This window comes from Streptosporangium sp. NPDC023963 (assembly GCF_040639135.1).
Classification (GTDB): Bacteria; Actinomycetota; Actinomycetes; order Streptosporangiales; family Streptosporangiaceae; genus Streptosporangium.
In genome coordinates, this window is the sequence record NZ_JBEZZK010000007.1 from 310268 (window position 1) to 327226 (window position 16959).

Here is a 16959-nt window from a genome sequence, read left to right on the forward strand (position 1 = left end):
CCTACTCCGATCCGGCGTCGTTCGATCGGGCGTTCGCGCCCCGCGCGGGGTTCGTGCGAAGCAGGTCGATCAGGGCGGAGAGGTCGTCGTCGCCCCGGTTCGCGGCGACCCCCCGGTGGAGCAGCGCCCCCATGGGCTCCAGCAGTTCGGTGCTGACGCCCTGGTCCCTGCCGGCGTCCAGCAGGTTGACGAAGGCCTCCGCCTGCATCCCCAGGTTCGAGGCGGTGGCGGAGTGGTCGTTCGCGTCGTACGCCTTCGCCATCTCGGGCAGGCTCGTGAGCATGGCCTCGAGCCACGAGACCACCAGCGGCGTGAACTCCGTCGCCGGGACCTTCTCGGAGCCGACCATGGCGACGGCCTGGAAGAAGCCGCCGAACATCCCGTACATCGCGCTGAGCAGCGCGATGTCGTACAGGGCCGCCCGGCCCGCGTCCTCGCCCAGGTGGGAGACGGTGCCCAGCGCCGACAGGGTCCGCTCGTGAGCGGTGAACGTCTCCGGCGATCCGCTGCAGAGGATGAGGGATCCGGGGCTCCCGATCATCGGGGGCACCGCCATGATGCCGCCGTCCAGATAGTCCGCTCCCTGCTCGGAGGCCCAGCGGGCCAGCTCGCGCGCCTGGCGGGGCGTGCCGTTGGTGAGGTTCACCAGGGTCCGGCCCGCCAGGAGGCCGGTCACGGTGCCGGGGGCGCCGGAGCCCTCGGGGACGTTGCGGGCGGGGGCGCCGAGGACCTCGCGGACCGCGTCGTAGTCCAGCACGCAGATCACGACGACCGGGCTCGCGGCGACCGCCTCGGCGGCGGTGGCCGCCTCGGTCGCGCCCCGCTCGGTGAGCTCTCCGCCCTTCCCGGCGGTACGGTTCCACACGGTCGTGGGATGGCCGCTGTCCAGGAAGGCCCCGGCCAGCGCCCTGCCCATCGCCCCCAGGCCGATGACTGTCACCGGCGTCCTCTCGTCAATATTCATTTGTCCCCCTATTTCACGCGATGTCGGCATATGAAGGTTCCAGGCCCGGATCCCTTCGGACCCCGGCTGGGACGTTTCGATGCTGGCGCGTCGCTGAAATTTCCTCAAGTACCTACTATTTTGTCAGGTACTAACCTTTTCGTAAGGGTGGAGATCGGGATGAAGAAACAGACCTACTCGTGCGGGCTCGACGCCGCCGTCGACGTCGTGGGCGGCAAGTGGAAGGCACTGATCCTGTGGGCCCTCCACTCCGGGGCCCTCCGGTTCGGCGAGCTGAGCCGGAGCGTGTCGGGAATCAGCGAGAAGATGCTGATCCAGCAGCTCCGGGAGATGGAGTCGTACGGCCTGGTGCACCGCGAGGTCTATCACCAGGTTCCGCCGAAGGTGGAGTACTCGCTGACCGAGTTCGGCCACTCGCTCAACACCGCGCTCATCCCGCTCGGCGAGTGGGGCGAGATCCACATGGAGACCATCGAGGCCCTCCCGCGCCGCTGAGGCCCCGTCGAGCGGCGCCCGGGACCGGGCGAGCACCTCGGGACGGGTCGTCTCGGCACCGTCCCGCGCCGCCCGCGGGCCGACCGGCGCACCTGATCGAGGTAGTACCAGCTGTACCAAGAGGCTCCAGCTCGCGGGATCGAAGTGATGATCTCCCCCGCGACATGCTTCAGGGGTCGGCAAGTGACCCTCGAACAAGGAGTCCCGGTGTACAAGCCCTCCTCCCCCCGCTCACGCCTCCTCGCCTGCGGGCTCGCCGCGACGATCGCCGTCGGCACCGTCGCCGCGCCGGTCGCGGCGACGGCCTCGGCCCCGACCTCGGCGTCTGCGGCCGCCGGTTTCGACGACGGCGTGCAGAAGTCACTCGACGGGCTGATCGGCAAGGAGTTCCCCGGCGCGCTGGCCTCGGTGCGCGACACCGACGGGCGCGTCACCGGCTACACGGCGGGCGTCGGCGACCTGGAGACGCGGCAGGAGGTGCCCGCCGACGGCCGGGTGCGCATCGGCAGCAACACCAAGACGTTCGTCGCCACCGTCGTGCTGCAGCTCGTCGGCGAGGGAAGGATCGAGCTGGACGGGCCGGTCGAGAGGTATCTGCCCGGCCTGGTCCGCGGCAAGGCCGGCGACGGCCGTAAGATCACGGTTCGCCAGCTCCTCCAGCACACCAGCGGCCTGCCCAACTACACCCGCTACATGCACCAGGACTTCTTCAAGATCCAGCACCGCTATGTCGAGCCCAGGGACATGATCGACGTGGCGCTGCGGCACAGGGCGTCGTTCGGGCCGGGCAAGGGCTGGGAGTACAGCAACACCGGCTACCTGCTGCTCGGCCTGGTCGTGCAGCAGGTCACCGGCCGGCCGATCGCCGAAGAGGTCACCAGGCGGGTCATCGACCGCGCCGGGCTGCGCGACACCTACTGGCCGGGCGTCGGCGACCAGACCGTCAAGGGCCCGCACCCCCGCGGCTACACGGTCAGGAAGCCCAAGGGCGAGTTCGTCGACATCACCACGATGGACCCGTCCTGGGGCGGCGCGGCCGGCCAGCTCATCGGCACCCCGAACGACCTCAACACCTTCTTCCTCGCCCTCCTGGACGGCAAACTGCTCAGGCCCGCGCAGCTGGCGGAGATGAAGAAGACGGTCAAGGCCCCCGGGTTCCCCGAGGGATGGCGGTACGGGCTCGGCGTGATCAAGATGAAGCTGAGCTGCGGCGACACCGCGTGGGGCCACGGCGGCGACATCGACGGCTACGAGACCCGCAACGCCGCCACCACCGACGGCCGGGCGACCGCGGTCGCGGTGACCGCCCTGCCCACCGGCGAGGCCGGGGCCCTGAAGGTCATCAAGGTCGTCGACGACGCCCTCTGCGGCGCCGAGTAGCGCTTCTCCGGCCTCTCTCCGGCCCCGCCCCCGGCACGCACGGGACAGGACGCCGGAAACGCTGACAGCGCACCCGCGAGAATCGCTGATGCGCTGTCAGGTATGGTGCGCCGCCAGGGACTCGAACCCCGGACCCGCTGATTAAGAGTCAGCTGCTCTAACCAACTGAGCTAGCGGCGCTTGAAGCCCTTGAAGAATAGCGCACATCGGGCGGCGCTTCGAAATCGGCGACGGCCCCCGGCCGGCGGCGATCGCGGGGCAGAGACGATCACGGCCGGCGGCGATCGCGGGGCAGAGACGATCACGGCCGGCGGCGATCGCGGGGCAGAGACGATCACCGGCTAAGCTAGAACAACATTCGGTCCTGTACTGGGAGCACACATGTGGTTCGCCTCACCGAGCGACGCCGGCGAGCGGCTCGACGCCGTCGGCTACCTCCCCGACGCCTCCATCTCGACCTCGGTCTTCCTGGCGGGAGCGCTCGGCAAACCACTGCTCGCCGAGGGGCCCGCGGGGGTGGGCAAGACCCAGCTCGCCAAGGCCGTGGCGGCGACGACCGGGGCCCGGCTGGTCAGGTTGCAGTGCTACGAGGGGCTGGACGAGGCCAGGGCGCTGTACGAGTGGAACTACAAGAAGCAGCTGCTGCGCATCCAGGCCGGGCAGGGCGAGGACTGGGACGCCACGCATGACGACATCTTCACCGAGGAGTTCCTGCTGGAGCGGCCGCTGCTCGCGGCGATCCGGTCGGAGACGCCGGTGGTCCTGCTGATCGACGAGATCGACAAGGCCGACGTCGAGGTGGAGGGGCTGCTGCTGGAGATCCTGTCCGACTACCAGGTCACGATCCCCGAGCTCGGCACGATCGCCGCCGTGCGGAAGCCGTACGTGGTGCTGACCTCCAACGCCACCCGCGAGCTCTCCGAGGCGCTGAAGCGGCGCTGCCTCTACCTGCACCTGGAGTACCCGACGCCGGAGCGCGAGCGCGACATCGTGCTGGCCCAGGTGCCCGCGATCGAGGCGAGCCTGGCCGAGCAGCTCGCCCGCACGGTCGCCACCCTGCGCGGCCTGGAGCTGAAGAAGTCGCCCTCGATCGCCGAGACGATCGACTGGGCCAACACCCTGCTGGCGCTGGGCAGGACCGAGCTCGACGAGGCGGCGATCGGAGCGACCCTCGGCGTCGTCCTCAAGCACGCCTCCGACCAGACCCGGGCGCGCAAGGAACTGGCCCTGTGACGGGCCCGGTCCACGGGACGGGAGGCCGGAGGTGAGCCTGCTCGACCGGCACGTGGGGTTCGTGCACGCGCTGCGCGAGGCCGGGCTGCCGGTGTCGCCGGCCGAGGGACTGGACGCGGCCAGGGCGCTGGCGGTGATCGACCTGGCCGAGCGGGAGTCGCTGCGGGCCGCGTACGCCGCGACGCTGGTCAAGCGGCCCTCGCACCGGCCGGGCTTCGACATACTGTTCGACCTGTGGTTCCCCGCCTCGACGACCGGCCTGCGGGCGTCGGACGCGGCCGATCCGGACCCGCCGGGCCCGCCTGACCTGGAGACCGCCGAGGTCTCCGAGCTGCGCGACCGGCTGGCCGGGCTGCTGCTGGGCGCCGAGGGGATGAACGAGTTCGCGCGGGCGATGGTGGAGCGCTTCGGCCGCCAGCCCGCGGGCCCCGGCAGGCAGAACTGGTTCTCCTACCCGGTGATGCGGGCGCTCTCCCCCGAGACGCTCATGGCGCGGCTGCTCGCCGAGGTCCTCGCGGGCCGGGAGCGCGGCGGGCTGGCGGAGAGGGTCGCCCGGCAGCGGATCGGCGAGAACACCAGGCGCTTCGAGGACGCCGTCTCCACCGACGTGCGCCGCCGGATCGCCGAGGACGCCGGGATCGAGCGGATCGCCCGCTCCGCGGTACGCCCGCCGCTCGAACAGCTCGACTTCCTGCGGATCACCAAGGCCGACCTGGCCAGGCTCCGCCGGGAGGTCCACCCGCTCGCCCGCCGCCTCGCCGCCCGGCTGACCGTCAAGCACCGGCTCGGCCACCGTGGCCGCCTCGACTTCCGCAGGACCGTACGGGCCTCGCTGTCCAGCGGCGGGGTGCCGCTGACCACCTTCAACAGGCCGCGCCGCCCGCACAAGCCCGAACTGGTCGTGCTGTGCGACACCAGCGACTCGGTCGCCTCCTTCGCGCACTTCACCCTGCTGCTGACGTACGCGTTGCGCGAGCAGTTCACCAAGGTCCGCGCGTTCGGGTTCGTGGACACCGTGGACGAGATCTCCCGGTTCTTCGTACCGGGCGCCGACGTGGTGGAGGCGATGACCCGGCTGACGAAGGAGGCCGACATGGTGCGGTTCGGCCGGACCGACTACGGCCACGCGCTGGAGCGGTTCGCCGAACGGTACGGCGACGCCATCGGGCCGAAGACGTCCCTGCTGATCCTGGGCGACGCCCGGTCCAACTACCAGCCGCCCGCGCTGGAGACGCTGAGGCGCCTGGCCGCCGGCGCCCGGCACGCCTACTGGCTCAACCCGGAGCCGGTCGCCCAGTGGGACAGCGGCGACTCGCTCGCGACGGCGTACGGCGGGATCGTGCCGATGTACGAGTGCCGGAACGCCGCGCAACTGGCGGCCTTCATCGAGGGACTCGTCTGAGAAAACGCGACGGGCGCGGTCAGCTCATGCGGCGCAGCACCCGGGCTGCGGTCCTGGCGAGGACCTCCACCTGGGCGTCGTCGAAGTCGGCCCGTGGCCCCTTCTGGATCCAGCGCGCCACCAGGCGGGGCTTGAGAAGGGTGAGCCCCTCCGCGGTGACCGACCGCCTGATCTCCCCGCCGTGCACGGCGATCAGGGGCTCGATGGTGACGGGGATGCCCGACTCCCGGGAGAGGACCTCGGCCAGCGACTCGGAGACCTCGACGAGCGCCTTGGCCACCTTCGTGCCGTACTTCTCGCCCAGGAACAACCGGTCGCCGTACCGGGCGATCTCGGTGTCGGGGCCCCACGCCTCGTTGTCCACCACCCAGACGCCACCGGGGCCGATGACGAGGTGGTCGACCGACGCCTTGCCCGGCATGGCCCGGCCTTCGAGGATGTGGTAGCCGTCCCTGCGGAGCTTGCGGCGGAGCAGCTTGCCGGTGATGGCCTCGCCCCGGCGCCTGCCGCGCCAGACGGCGGTGGCGTCGTACTCCCGCCAGGTCAGGAACGTGTCCCCGGCGGCGACGAGCAGGGCGCCCAGCAGTCCGAGGATCGGCGGCGACAGATTGAACCGGTAGGCGAGCGCGACGCCCACCGCCAGGCCGGCCACCGCCTTGACCGCGCGCATCTTCCTGCGCTGGGCGACTTCCTTGATCCAGAACTGCTCGTACATGACCTGCGGCGACAGGCCGTGGACCTGGTCGACTGGCGTCACGTAGATAGATCCGCCCGGCATAGCGAACCCCCATGGCTAGAACGGTCGGGAAGGATGGGAGGGGGGACCTGCCACGCTGAAGATCCTCAGACCATGAAATACCCAATCGGGGGCTCCAGCTATCCCTGGATCGCGAAGGTGACGCAAGTAACACACATTCGCCAGCCACCAGCGGTGCAACCGACCAGTCGGTATGCTTTCCCTCACCACACCATGGGGGACGCATGACTCAGGACCAGGAGCCGGTACGGCAACGCCTGCTCAGCGAGGCCACACGTCTGTTCGCCGAGCGAGGCTTCGAGAGTACGTCAGTTCAGGAGGTCGTCTCGGCGGCCGGCGTCACCAAGGGCGCCATGTACCACTATTTCGATTCCAAGGACGACCTGCTCCACGAGATCTACGGGCGCGTGCTGCGCCTGCAGATGGAGCGGCTGACCCACTTCGCCGACGGCCCGGGACCGGTGGCCACCCGCCTGCACTCCGCCGCCGCGGACGTCGTGACCACCACGGTGGAGAACCTGGACGACTCCAAGATCTTCTTCCGCTCGATGCACCTGCTCGCGCCCGACACCCGCAAGGTCGTCCGCGCCGAGCGGCGCAACTACCACGAGCGCTTCCGCGACCTGGTCACCGAGGGGCAGCGCGAGGGCACCTTCAGGAGCGACGTCCCCGCGGACATCGTCGTCGACTTCTTCTTCGGCTCCGTCCACCATCTGGGCACCTGGTACAGCGCGGAGGGCGCGCTCTCCGGCCCCGAGCTGGGGGCGCACTTCGCCGACCTGCTCCTCACCTCGCTGCGGCCGGATCCGCCGGCACCCCCCGCGTGACCCTCCGCCCGGACAGGGCGACGAACTCCGCGACGCCCCCCGGCACGGAGCCGGGGGGCGTCGCGTCGGCATACGGTCAGGCGGGAGCGGGCAGGTCCGCGAGGGCCGCCACGGCCTCCCGGTGGGCGCCGGGGGTGCCGAACGCGATCTCGGCGGACTTCGCGCGCTTGAGATAGAGGTGCACCGGGTGCTCCCAGGTCATCCCGATCCCTCCGTGGAGCTGGACGCTCTCCTCGGCGACGTGCACCGCCACCTCCGAGCACCACGACGCGGCCACCGCCGCCGCCAGCTCGCGGTCGCGGGCCGCCTCCCCCCCATCGGGCGCGCCCGGGTCCGTGGCCAGCAGGTCGGCCGCGTTCCTCGCGGCGGCACGGGCCCGCACCACGTCCAGCCAGAGGTCGGCCATCCGGTGCTTGATCGCCTGGAAGGAGCCGACCGGCCGGGCGAACTGGTGGCGCTCCTTGATGTAGGAGAGCGTCGTGCCCAGACACCACTCGGCGACCCCGAGCTGCTCGGAGGCGAGCAGGCCCGCGCCGAAGCTCAGCACCCTCCGCACGTCGAGCCCGCCGATCGCCTCACCGGCGGGGGTGCCGGAGAACGTGACGGTGGCGACCGGCCGCGTCAGGTCGAGCGACGGCACCACGTCGATCCGGACATCCGCGGCCTTCACCTGGTAGAGCGCCGTCCCGACGGGCACGAGCAACACGTCCGCCACGTCCGCGCCGGCCACCGCCGTGATCTCCCCGTTCAGCACCCCACCGTCGGTGACGGTGACGGTCCCCGGCAGCGGACGGTACGGCGAGGCGGCCAGCGACACCGCGAGCGCCGCCGTGGTCTCCCCAGAGGCGAGTCGCTGGATCAGGTCCTTCTCGCCGACCTGCAGCAGGGCCTTCGTGGCGAGTACCGAGCTGGTGAAGAACGGCAGCGGCGCCACCGCCCGCCCCAGCTCCTCCAGCACCACCGCGACCTCCCGCGCCGACGCCCCTGCCCCGCCGTACTCCTCCGGCACCAGCAGGCCCGCCACCCCGATGTCCCGCGACAGCGTCTTCCACAGGTCCATGTCGTACGGCGCCTCGGACTCGGCACGCCTCAACACGGCGTCGGCCCCGCAGCGGTCCGAGAGAAGATCCCGCACGGAGGCGCGCAGTTCCTCTTCCACCTCGGTATAAAGGAGGGTCATCGCGGAAGGTCCTTCCAGGGCACGTCCTTGTCGACGCGGGGTTCCGAGGGGAGGCCGAGCACGCGCTCGGCGATGATGTTGCGCAGGATCTCCGAGGTGCCGCCCTCGATGGAGTTGCCCTTAGCGCGGAGGTAGCGGTATCCGGGGCCCCGGCCGAAGAAGTCGACGCCGTCGGAGCGGCGGAAGGTCCAGTCGTCGTAGACCAGGCCCTCCTCTCCGCGCAGTTCCACGTCCAGCCCCGACAGGGCCTGGTTGAGGTCGGCGAAGGCGAGCTTCATGCCGGAGCCCTCGGGTCCCGGCTGCCCGGCGGAGAGCTGCTCGCGCAGGCGCGTACCGGCCAGGCGGGTCACCTCCGCCTCCACCCACAGGCGCAGCAGCCGCTGGTGCAGGTCGTGGGTGCGCGCCTCGGGCCGGGAACGCCAGGTGTCGGCGACCAGGCCGACCACGCCGCCGCCCCGCCGGACCGGCGCGCCGCCGATGGCGACCCGCTCGTTCATGAGCGTGGTCTGCGCGACCCGCCAGCCGTCGCCGACCTCCCCCAGCCGCAGGTCGTCACCGAGCCGTACGCCGGTGAGGAAGACCTCGTTGAACTCGGCCTCGCCGGTGATCTGCCGCAGCGGCCTGACCTCGACCCCGGGGGCGTGCATGTCGCACACGAAGTAGGTGAGCCCCCGGTGCTTGGGCACGTCCACGTCGGTCCTGGCGACCAGGATCGCCCAGCGCGAGTGGTGGGCGCCGGAGGTCCACACCTTCTGCCCGTCCACCACCCACTCGTCGCCGTCCCTGACCGCGCGGGTGGCGAGCGTGGCCAGGTCGGAACCGGCACCGGGCTCGCTGAAGAGCTGGCACCAGATCTCCTCGCCCGTCCACAGCGGGCGCAGGAACCGCCTGCGCTGCTCGTCGGTGCCGAACGTCAGGATCGTGGGCGCCGCCATCCCCAGCCCGATCGTCTGCAGCCCGACATTGAGCTGCGGCGTCCCCGCCAGCTCGTGCTCCACGACGTTCTGCAGCTCGCGCGCGGCTCCGAGCCCGCCGAGCCCTTCCGGGAAGTGCACCCAGGCCAGCCCGGCGTCGAACCTGGCCCTCAGGAACTCCAGCCGGTCCCCGGCGGGGTCGTGCCCGGCCAGGAACGCGGCAGCGCGCTCCCTGACCGCCTTCTCGTCCAGCGTCACGAACGCTCCCTTCGTCGATCTCCATCGATCCTCGTCGACCGTCATCGGTTCGCGCCCCGCGCCTCGCCTCCGGGGCGCCCGGCACCGCTCGCCCCCCGGGACGGTGGGCGGGCGCCGGGTCAAATGTGCTTCTTGAGTTCCCGGTAGGCCAGGGAGCGCTTGTGGACCTCGTCGGGCCCGTCGGCGAGCCGCAGCGAGCGGGCGCCCGCCCAGAGGCCGGCCAGCGGGAAGTCCTGGCTGACGCCTCCGGCGCCATGGGACTGGATCGCCTTGTCCAGGATCCACTCCACGTCGCGCGGTGTGGCGATCTTGATGGCCTGGATCTCGGCGTGGGCCCCCCGGTTGCCCACGGTGTCCATCAGCCAGGCGGTCTTCAGCACGAGCAGGCGGAGTTGCTCGATCTTCACCCGCGACTCGGCGATCCAGTCCTGGACGACACCCTGCTGGGCGATCGGCTTGCCGAACGCGTTCCGCGACAGGGTCCGGACGCACATCATCTCAACGGCCCGCTCGGCCATCCCGATCAACCGCATGCAGTGGTGGATGCGGCCGGGCCCGAGGCGGGCCTGGGCGATCGCGAAGCCGCCGCCCTCCTCGCCGATCAGGTTGTCGACCGGCACCCTGGCGTCCTCGAACACGATCTCGGCGTGCCCGCCGTGGTCGGAGTCGGAGTAGCCGAAGACGTGCATGCCCCGCTTGACGTGCATGCCGGGCGTGTCGCGCGGCATCAGGATCATCGACTGCTGCCGGTGCGAGGACGCCTCGGGGTCGGTCTTGCCCATCACGATGAAGATCTTGCAGTTGGGGTTCATCGCGCCGGAGGCGAACCACTTGCGGCCGTTGACGACGTACTCGGAGCCGTCCCTGACGATCGACAGCGCGATGTTCGTGGCGTCGGAGGACGCGGTGTCGGGCTCGGTCATCGCGAACGCCGACCGGATCTCGCCGCGCAGCAGCGGTTCCAGCCACTCCTTGCGCTGCCACTCGCTGCCGAACATGGAGAGGACCTCCATGTTGCCGGTGTCGGGGGCGGCGCAGTTGGTCGCGGTCGGGGCGATCCTCGGCGAGCGGCCCATGATCTCGGCCAGCGGCGCGTACCGCAGGTTGGTCAGGCCCGCGCCGTGCTCGCCCGGCAGGAAGAGATTCCACAGGCCCCGCCTGCGCGCCTCCTCCTTGAGGTCCTCCATCAGCGGCGGAGTGGCCCACCCGCTCTCGGCGGCCTGGGCCTCGAAAGCCTCCTCCGCCGGATACACACACTCGTCCATGAAGCCGAGCAGTCGTCCCCGCAGTTCCTCGGTCTCGGCGTCGAACGCGAAATCCATGGCCCCTCCTCACGGTCTCCCGTGAGGGTACCGACCGGACGGTATGCCTGTCGACAGGCCCTCTATGCTCGACCCCATGGACCCCGCCTTCTTCGCCACCCCCGAGGAGTTCCGCGCCTGGCTGGAGGAGCACCACGAGACCGGGAAGGAACTGCTGGTGGGCTTCTTCAAGAAGGGCACCGGCCGTCCCAGCATGACCTGGCCCGAGTCCGTCGAGCAGGCCCTGTGCTTCGGCTGGATCGACGGCGTCCGCAGGACCGTCGACGCCGAGAGCTACAGCATCCGCTTCACACCGCGCAAGGCGCGCAGCACGTGGAGCGCGGTCAACATCGCCAAGGTCGCCGAACTGACCGAGCGCGGCCTGATGCGTCCCGCGGGCCTGCTGGCCTTCGGGCAGCGGACCGAGGACAACTCGGTGATCTACTCCCACGAGCGGGCCGAGGACGCCGCGCTGGACGAGGAGCAGGAGCGCCGCTTCCGCGCGGAGACGGCGGCCTGGGAGTGGTTCCGGAGCCAGCCGCCCGGCTACCGCAGGACCGCGCTGCACTGGGTGACCACCGCGAAGCGGCCCGAGACGAGGGAGAAGCGTCTCGTCCGGCTGATCGAGGACTCGGCGGCGGGACGCAGGCTCGCGCAGTTCGAGCGCCGAGTGGTCCCCGAGAACACCCCCTGAGTGGACCTTCGAGCAGGTCCACCGCAGGTTCTAGTGTCGTATCCATGACCGCGAAGATGCCCGTTCCCGTCGTCCTCGAAGGCGAGACCGTACGGCTGGAGCCGCTGACCGGCGGCCACATCCCCGACCTGTTCCTGGCCGGTGGCGGCGACGACGAGGTGTGGCGCTGGATGCCCGCCCCGACCCCGCGCACCGAGGCCGAGCTGGCGGAGATCGCGGTACGGCTGATCGAGACGCCGGACCACGTGCCGTTCGCGGTGATCCTGAGGGAGACCGGCCGCGCGGTCGGCTGGACCACCTACATCGACACCCCCGGATACGCCGACAGCATCGAGATCGGCTGGACCTGGTACGGCAGGTCCGTGTGGCGCTCCGCGGTGAACACCGAGTGCAAGGTCCTGCTGATCGACCACGCCTTCGACAAGCTGGGCGTGAACCGGGTCCAGCTCAAGACCGACAACCTGAACGTCCGCTCGCAGAACGCGATCATGCGCGTCGGCGGCGTCGCCGAGGGCACCCTGCGCCGCCAGCGCCGCCGTGCCGACGGCACCTGGCGCGACACCGCCTATTTCAGCATCCTCGACGACGAGTGGCCGGCCCACCGCGCCCGCCTCACCGGCCCGCCCCGCTGAACCATCAGCCCTGCCGAACCACCAGCCCCGCCGAACCACCAGCCCCGCCGAACCATCAGCCCCGCGGTCCGCGGTTCTCGGCCCGTGATCCGGTTCTCGGCCCGTGACGCGCGGTTCGCGGCCTACGGACCTTCGCGGCCGAGCATGCCGCGCAGGAGTTCCCCGATCCCCAGGCGGAGGTCGTCCAGGGTCGGTTCCGCGCCGGCGCCGATGACCGCGTCGAACATCGCCCCCTCGCCGAAGGCGACGAGCTGGCGCCCGTGCCGTACCGGGTCGGACGACCCGGCGGCCGAGAGGATCGAGACCGCGATGTCACGGAAGCGCTCACCGGCCCTGTCGTAGATCGTGCGCAGCTCCGGGCGGCGGGTGGCCTCGAAGGCCAGTTCGTAGCGGGCGATCGTCTGCTTGCGGCCGGCGGTCAGCTGCGTCCAGAGCGCCCTGGCCATCATCTCGGCGAGGGCCTCGATCACGTCCGGCCCCGGCGGGCCGAGGAGTGGCGCGAACGCGGCGGTCTCCAACTGGGCAAGCCGTGCGAGGGTCAGCTCCAGGAGCGCGGACCGGGTGCGGGCCAGGTTGGAGGTCGACCCCGGCGGCAGCCCGGCCGCCTCGTCCACGGCTCGGTGGGTCAGGCCGCGCATTCCCCGATCCACCAGCAGGGCGATGGCGGTGTCGGCGACGAGCTCCGCGCGTTGGGACTTCACCCTTCGATACTACATTTGTAGTTCAGCTACGGGAGCAGTAGCATCTACTACACCTGTAGTGAAGGAGAATGTCATGACACGTGCGGTGGTCATCGGAGCGGGCATCGGCGGGCTGACGGCGGCGGTGGCGCTCCAGCGGCGCGGCTGGGACGTGACGGTGTTCGAGCGGGCGGCGTCCCTGGAGCCGGTCGGTTCGGGCCTGGGCGTCGCCGCCAACGCGCTCAAGGCGCTCGACACGATCGGGGCCGGCGACGAGATCCGCAGGCTGTCGGCGGTCCAGGGCGCGGGCGGCATCCGGCGCTCCGACGGCCGGTGGCTGGTGAGGACCAGCGCGGAGGCCGCCTCGGCGCGCAACGACGGCGACTCCATCGTGCTGCTGCGCCGCGCGGAGCTGATCGACATCCTCTCCTCCCATCTCGCACCCGGTACGGTCCGGCTGAACACCGAGGTCTCGGGGGTCGACCCGGAGAGCGGCCTGGTGACCCTCCCCGACGGGCCGGCGGAGGCGGACCTGGTGGTGGCGGCCGACGGCATCCACTCTCCCGTCAGGTCGGCGCTGTTCCCCGGCCATCCCGCCCCCCGCTACGCGGGCGTCACCAGCTGGCGGGTGCTCATCCCCGCCGAGGGCGTCCCGGGCCAGGCGTACGAGAGCTGGGGGCGGGGCAGGGTCTTCGGCGTCATGCCACTGGCCGGGGGCACGTCCTACTGCTACGCCACCGACACCGTCCCGGCGGGCGGCGGTGGCGGGGACCAGCTGGCCGAGCTGCGCCGGTTGTTCGGGGACTGGCACTCCCCGATCCCTGAGCTGCTCGCCGCGGCCTCGCCGGAGAAGGTCCTGAGGAACGACATCCGCTACCTCGCCACCCCGCTGCCCGCCATGCACCGGGGCCGGGTCGCCCTGCTGGGCGACGCCGCGCACGCCATGACCCCCAACCTGGGCCAGGGCGCCTGCCAGGCGATCGAGGACGCGGTGGTGCTGGCCCACGTGGCCGGCGACGGCCGGAGGTTCACCGGCGGCATCAACGCGGACGGCGCGAGCGCCGTATCACCGGCCGGAAGCGGCGGGCCGACCGGCGGGAACGACCCGCTGGCGGGCTACACCGCCGCGCGGCTTGAGCGTACGTCCAGGATCGTGGCCCGGTCCGCCGCGATCTGCCGCGCCACCCGGATCCGCACCCCGCCGGCCGTACGGCTGCGCGACGCGATGATGGCGCTCAGCTGGCGGCTCGCCCCGTCGAGCGTGACCGGTCCGATGGACGAGGTGTTCGGCTGGACACCGCCCGCCACCTGACCCCGCGGCCGTTTCGCGACCACGGCGCGGCTACGGCGTGACGCCCGCCTTCTCGCGCACCGTGGCGGGAACCCCATGGTCGGGCGAGAGCCGTCCCAGGGTGATCGTCCCCCAGACGAGCAGCGCGGCGGCGCCGAGGGCGGGGATCACGTTCAGCCAGCCGCTGGGCACCGCCTCGTCGAGCAGGAGCGCGCCCGCGAGGATCGAGGTGATCGGGTCGACGATCTGGACCGCGGCGTAGGAGATGCCGAAGTAACCCACCTCGTAGGTCTTCTGCAGCAGCACGACCGCGCAGATGAGCAGCAGGGGGATGGCCAGCGCGAACCAGTTGAGCAGCGTGCTCAGGTCGCCGTCGAAGTTGCCGCCCACCACCCGGACGAAGGTGGAGACGCTGGCCGTCACCGCCCCCGCGCCGACCGACAGTACGAGCGCGTGGGCCGAGCCGGACATCTTCCGTGCCAGCAGATGAGACACCAGCACGACCAGCCCGACGCAGCCGAGGAAGCCCAGCCCCTCCTGGTTCGTCATGTGGGGTCTCACCGGGTGCGCGGGGACGAGCAACAGCAGCCCGAGCAGCCCGACGGCCACCGCGATCGAACCGATGATCTCCGCCTTGTGCGGGCGCCTGCCGTGCAGCATCGCCGCCAGCGGCACCGCGAACACCAGCGTCGCCACGCTGATCGGCTGCACCGCGATCAGCGGCGCGAAGCTGAGGGCCACGGCGTGCAGGGACGCCCCGGTGAAACCGATGACGCCGCCGAGCCACCAGCGGGGCCGCTTCATCAGCTTCAGCGAGGCGCCCTCGGAGACCGCCTCGAACTGCTGGAGCGCGGCTCCCAGGGCGTAGCCCAGCGCGCCGACCAGGGCGATCGATATCCCGACCCAGGTCATCGCCACCTCACATAACGGACGGGGCATCCGGAAAGAAGCGATTCACGGGTCATCCCGCAAGCTTAAGGCGCACGGCGAACGGGTAGGGACCTTCTTCTGTCTGTACGAGACACAGCCTCGTGCCCGTACGAGCCGCGGAGAGGCGTCGTCCGGCCGGTACCGACGAGAGCGCGACGCCCTCTCCGGCGGGAAACGCCCTTACGAACCGGCACTCCGGATGTGACCGACATCCTGGCCATCGGCCCGGATCCGATCGGCACCTCGACCGCCGTCACCGGTCCGGGCTGCGGCGGGCTCGCCGGGCCGGGAGCCCGCACGGTCCTCGGGGTCCTCGGTGCTCTCAGTGTCTTCGGGGTCCGAAGGGTCCTCGGGGCCTTCGGAGTCCTCGGGGACGAGATGCGCGGTGCCGGAGCCGTCATCGCCGGGCCGGGAGCCGTCGGGGTCCCCGTGGCTCTCGCGGTTGTCGCGGTCATCGCGGACCTCCCAGACCAGATGCGCCGTGCCGGAGCCGTCATCGCGGGCGGCCTCCCGCCAGCCGGCGGGCCAGGATCGCAGCGCGCCGGGAGCCTCCCGTACCGTCGCCTCCCAGAAGGCGGGCGCGGTCGTGAAGACGGTCTCGGCGAGGGACGCCCTTCCCTCGAAAGTGGCCTGGCGGAAGACCGCCTCGTCCTCGAACACGGCGTCTCCGAAGAGCGCGGTCCCCGAGAAGGTGGTCCCGCGGAAGAGAGCCCGGTCCCTGAAGACGGCCCGGTTGAAGAACACCTCCCGCTCGAACGTGACCCCCCTGAAATCCGCCCGGAGGGCGAACGTCGTCTCCCGGAACACGGCCTCGTCCCTGAAGACCGCCCCCTCGAAGCCCGCCTTGTAGTTGGCCTCCCCCCAGGCCGCCCGGCCGCTGAAGACCGCTCCCCCGAACACCGCCACGCCCTCGAAGACGGCCCTGTCGAAGCGGGCGAACCCCTCGAACCTGGCTCCGCCGAAACGTGCCCGGCGCATCCGGCAGTCGACGAACCCCGGCTTCACCAGCCACGCGCCCGTGAGGTCGAGATCGATGTCCGGCCAGAACGTGACGGGCCTGACCGGCTCGGACCCGCTCCAGCGCAGGTGGGTCCTGAGGATTCCCTGGGCCGTGGCGCGTACCTGGAGTTCCTGCGGGTCGATGGTCTCCTCCCGGCCGTCGGGTTCCGCCTCCGCCGGCGCGGCCGGGGTGGGGGGCATCCGCAGATAGGCGCAGATCACGTCGACGACCGTCTGGCGGTGCTCGGGATTGTCCTGCGCGACGCGTTCCAGGGCGTGCAGGCCGGCCAGGCGCACGGCGGCCTTGTCGTGCCCGAGCTGGTCGGTCGCCTTGGTGTAGAGCTCGGTCACGCGCCGCTCATCGGCGTCGTACTCCTGGTAGGCCTGCGTGCGTTCCCCGAGCCACTGGCGGCGCACGCCCAGGAGGAGCGCCACCAGCCCCACGGCCCCGGCACCCACGGTCAGGCCGGTCTTCACCGCGTCCAGGCGCATCTCGACGCGCTTGGACGCGTCCGGCGCCGTGTCCGCGAGGAACAGCAGGACCGCCGTGGCGCTCCACATGGACACGACGATGAGCACGACGCCGGCGAGGACCCACCACCAGGACAGGACGCGCAGTGCCGCGCGGTCGTCCCGCCGGGGACGCGCCAGGGTCAGCCCGGCGCCCACCCCCGCGAGCACCGCGGCCACCAGGGCGAGCAGGCCGGGCAGGGGGACGTAGGCCGCCAGGTCCGGCGCCCCGGCTCGGCCCGCCACCAGCGCGGCCGTCGCCACCGCCCCCGCCGCGACGAGTGAGATCACGCCGACCGTCCCGCGCCGGGGGTGCCGCCTCATCGATCCTCCTCGGGGGTGGGGCCCCCGCCTTCGGACGATCCGGGCGAGGGAGAACGGGCTCTCCGCCGCCTCCGGGGAGGAGAGAGTCCGGAAGGCAACTCCAGCGCATCCCTCCCGGATCGTCCAGTCGTCCGGAGGAACGCCCTGCCCCCGCCGCCCTCGCCGCCCCCGCCCTGCCTCCGCTGGTC

Annotated in this window: 16 protein-coding genes and 1 tRNA gene; 8 read left to right on the forward strand and 9 right to left on the reverse strand. The window is 71.5% G+C overall.

Features of this window, described 5'->3' with window-relative positions; all coding sequences use genetic code 11:
* Nucleotide 1: 1 nt before the first annotated feature.
* Complete coding sequence (locus tag AB0F88_RS23305; protein WP_362687583.1) at nucleotides 2-940, reverse strand: NAD(P)-binding domain-containing protein; 939 nt, start codon at nucleotides 938-940, stop codon at nucleotides 2-4.
* A 183-nt stretch (nucleotides 941-1123) separates the two neighbouring features.
* Here AB0F88_RS23305 and AB0F88_RS23310 point away from each other — a divergent pair, with 183 nt between their 5' ends.
* Nucleotides 1124-1459, forward strand: coding sequence for a helix-turn-helix domain-containing protein (locus AB0F88_RS23310; RefSeq protein WP_362687586.1), 336 nt, complete (start codon nucleotides 1124-1126; stop codon nucleotides 1457-1459).
* A gap of 207 nt (nucleotides 1460-1666) precedes the next feature.
* Nucleotides 1667-2839, forward strand: a complete 1173-nt coding sequence (locus tag AB0F88_RS23315) for a serine hydrolase domain-containing protein (protein WP_362687589.1) — start codon at nucleotides 1667-1669, stop codon at nucleotides 2837-2839.
* Between the two features lie 103 nt (nucleotides 2840-2942).
* Here the strand turns inward: AB0F88_RS23315 and AB0F88_RS23320 are convergent.
* Nucleotides 2943-3019 (reverse strand) — tRNA-Lys (locus AB0F88_RS23320).
* Nucleotides 3020-3220: 201 nt separating this feature from the next.
* Between AB0F88_RS23320 and AB0F88_RS23325 the strand changes: the two genes are divergently transcribed.
* Both AB0F88_RS23325 and AB0F88_RS23330 read left to right on the forward strand, forming a co-directional pair.
* Nucleotides 3221-4072, forward strand: a complete 852-nt coding sequence (locus AB0F88_RS23325) for a MoxR family ATPase (protein WP_362687592.1) — start codon at nucleotides 3221-3223, stop codon at nucleotides 4070-4072.
* Between the two features lie 31 nt (nucleotides 4073-4103).
* Entirely contained in the window at nucleotides 4104-5474 is a 1371-nt protein-coding gene (locus AB0F88_RS23330; protein ID WP_362687595.1) for a VWA domain-containing protein, read from the forward strand.
* A gap of 19 nt (nucleotides 5475-5493) precedes the next feature.
* On the opposite strand, the gene AB0F88_RS23335 is transcribed toward AB0F88_RS23330, so the two are convergent.
* Entirely contained in the window at nucleotides 5494-6231 is a 738-nt protein-coding gene (locus AB0F88_RS23335) for a nuclease-related domain-containing protein (protein ID WP_362687598.1), read from the reverse strand.
* A gap of 224 nt (nucleotides 6232-6455) precedes the next feature.
* Between AB0F88_RS23335 and AB0F88_RS23340 the strand changes: the two genes are divergently transcribed.
* Nucleotides 6456-7058: a TetR/AcrR family transcriptional regulator gene (locus AB0F88_RS23340; protein WP_362687601.1), complete on the forward strand. Its 603-nt coding sequence runs from the start codon at nucleotides 6456-6458 to the stop codon at nucleotides 7056-7058.
* Between the two features lie 76 nt (nucleotides 7059-7134).
* On the opposite strand, the gene AB0F88_RS23345 is transcribed toward AB0F88_RS23340, so the two are convergent.
* From AB0F88_RS23345 to AB0F88_RS23355, 3 genes are all read right to left on the reverse strand, one after another.
* On the reverse strand, nucleotides 7135-8238 hold the full coding sequence (locus tag AB0F88_RS23345; RefSeq protein ID WP_362687604.1) for an acyl-CoA dehydrogenase family protein: 1104 nt from the start codon (nucleotides 8236-8238) through the stop codon (nucleotides 7135-7137).
* Nucleotides 8235-9404, reverse strand: coding sequence for an acyl-CoA dehydrogenase family protein (locus tag AB0F88_RS23350; RefSeq protein ID WP_362687820.1), 1170 nt, complete (start codon nucleotides 9402-9404; stop codon nucleotides 8235-8237). The genes AB0F88_RS23345 and AB0F88_RS23350 overlap by 4 nt, the downstream gene beginning before the upstream one ends.
* 125 nt (nucleotides 9405-9529) lie before the next feature.
* On the reverse strand, nucleotides 9530-10732 hold the full coding sequence (locus tag AB0F88_RS23355) for an acyl-CoA dehydrogenase family protein (protein WP_362687607.1): 1203 nt from the start codon (nucleotides 10730-10732) through the stop codon (nucleotides 9530-9532).
* Between the two features lie 76 nt (nucleotides 10733-10808).
* Between AB0F88_RS23355 and AB0F88_RS23360 the strand changes: the two genes are divergently transcribed.
* Both AB0F88_RS23360 and AB0F88_RS23365 read left to right on the forward strand, forming a co-directional pair.
* Nucleotides 10809-11405, forward strand: a complete 597-nt coding sequence (locus tag AB0F88_RS23360) for a YdeI/OmpD-associated family protein (RefSeq protein WP_362687611.1) — start codon at nucleotides 10809-10811, stop codon at nucleotides 11403-11405.
* A 44-nt stretch (nucleotides 11406-11449) separates the two neighbouring features.
* Nucleotides 11450-12037 carry a GNAT family protein gene (locus AB0F88_RS23365; protein WP_362687614.1) on the forward strand — a complete coding sequence of 196 codons (588 nt, stop codon included), beginning with the start codon at nucleotides 11450-11452 and terminating at the stop codon, nucleotides 12035-12037.
* 122 nt (nucleotides 12038-12159) lie between these two features.
* Here AB0F88_RS23365 and AB0F88_RS23370 read toward each other — a convergent pair whose 3' ends face one another.
* Nucleotides 12160-12738: a TetR/AcrR family transcriptional regulator gene (locus AB0F88_RS23370; RefSeq protein ID WP_362687617.1), complete on the reverse strand. Its 579-nt coding sequence runs from the start codon at nucleotides 12736-12738 to the stop codon at nucleotides 12160-12162.
* Between the two features lie 73 nt (nucleotides 12739-12811).
* Here AB0F88_RS23370 and AB0F88_RS23375 point away from each other — a divergent pair, with 73 nt between their 5' ends.
* Nucleotides 12812-14029 carry an FAD-dependent oxidoreductase gene (locus AB0F88_RS23375; RefSeq protein WP_362687620.1) on the forward strand — a complete coding sequence of 406 codons (1218 nt, stop codon included), beginning with the start codon at nucleotides 12812-12814 and terminating at the stop codon, nucleotides 14027-14029.
* Between the two features lie 30 nt (nucleotides 14030-14059).
* On the opposite strand, the gene AB0F88_RS23380 is transcribed toward AB0F88_RS23375, so the two are convergent.
* Together AB0F88_RS23380 and AB0F88_RS23385 are read right to left on the reverse strand one after the other, a co-directional pair.
* Nucleotides 14060-14920: a DMT family transporter gene (locus AB0F88_RS23380; RefSeq protein ID WP_362687625.1), complete on the reverse strand. Its 861-nt coding sequence runs from the start codon at nucleotides 14918-14920 to the stop codon at nucleotides 14060-14062.
* Between the two features lie 198 nt (nucleotides 14921-15118).
* Entirely contained in the window at nucleotides 15119-16771 is a 1653-nt protein-coding gene (locus AB0F88_RS23385; protein ID WP_362687628.1) for a pentapeptide repeat-containing protein, read from the reverse strand.
* Nucleotides 16772-16959: the final 188 nt, after the last annotated feature.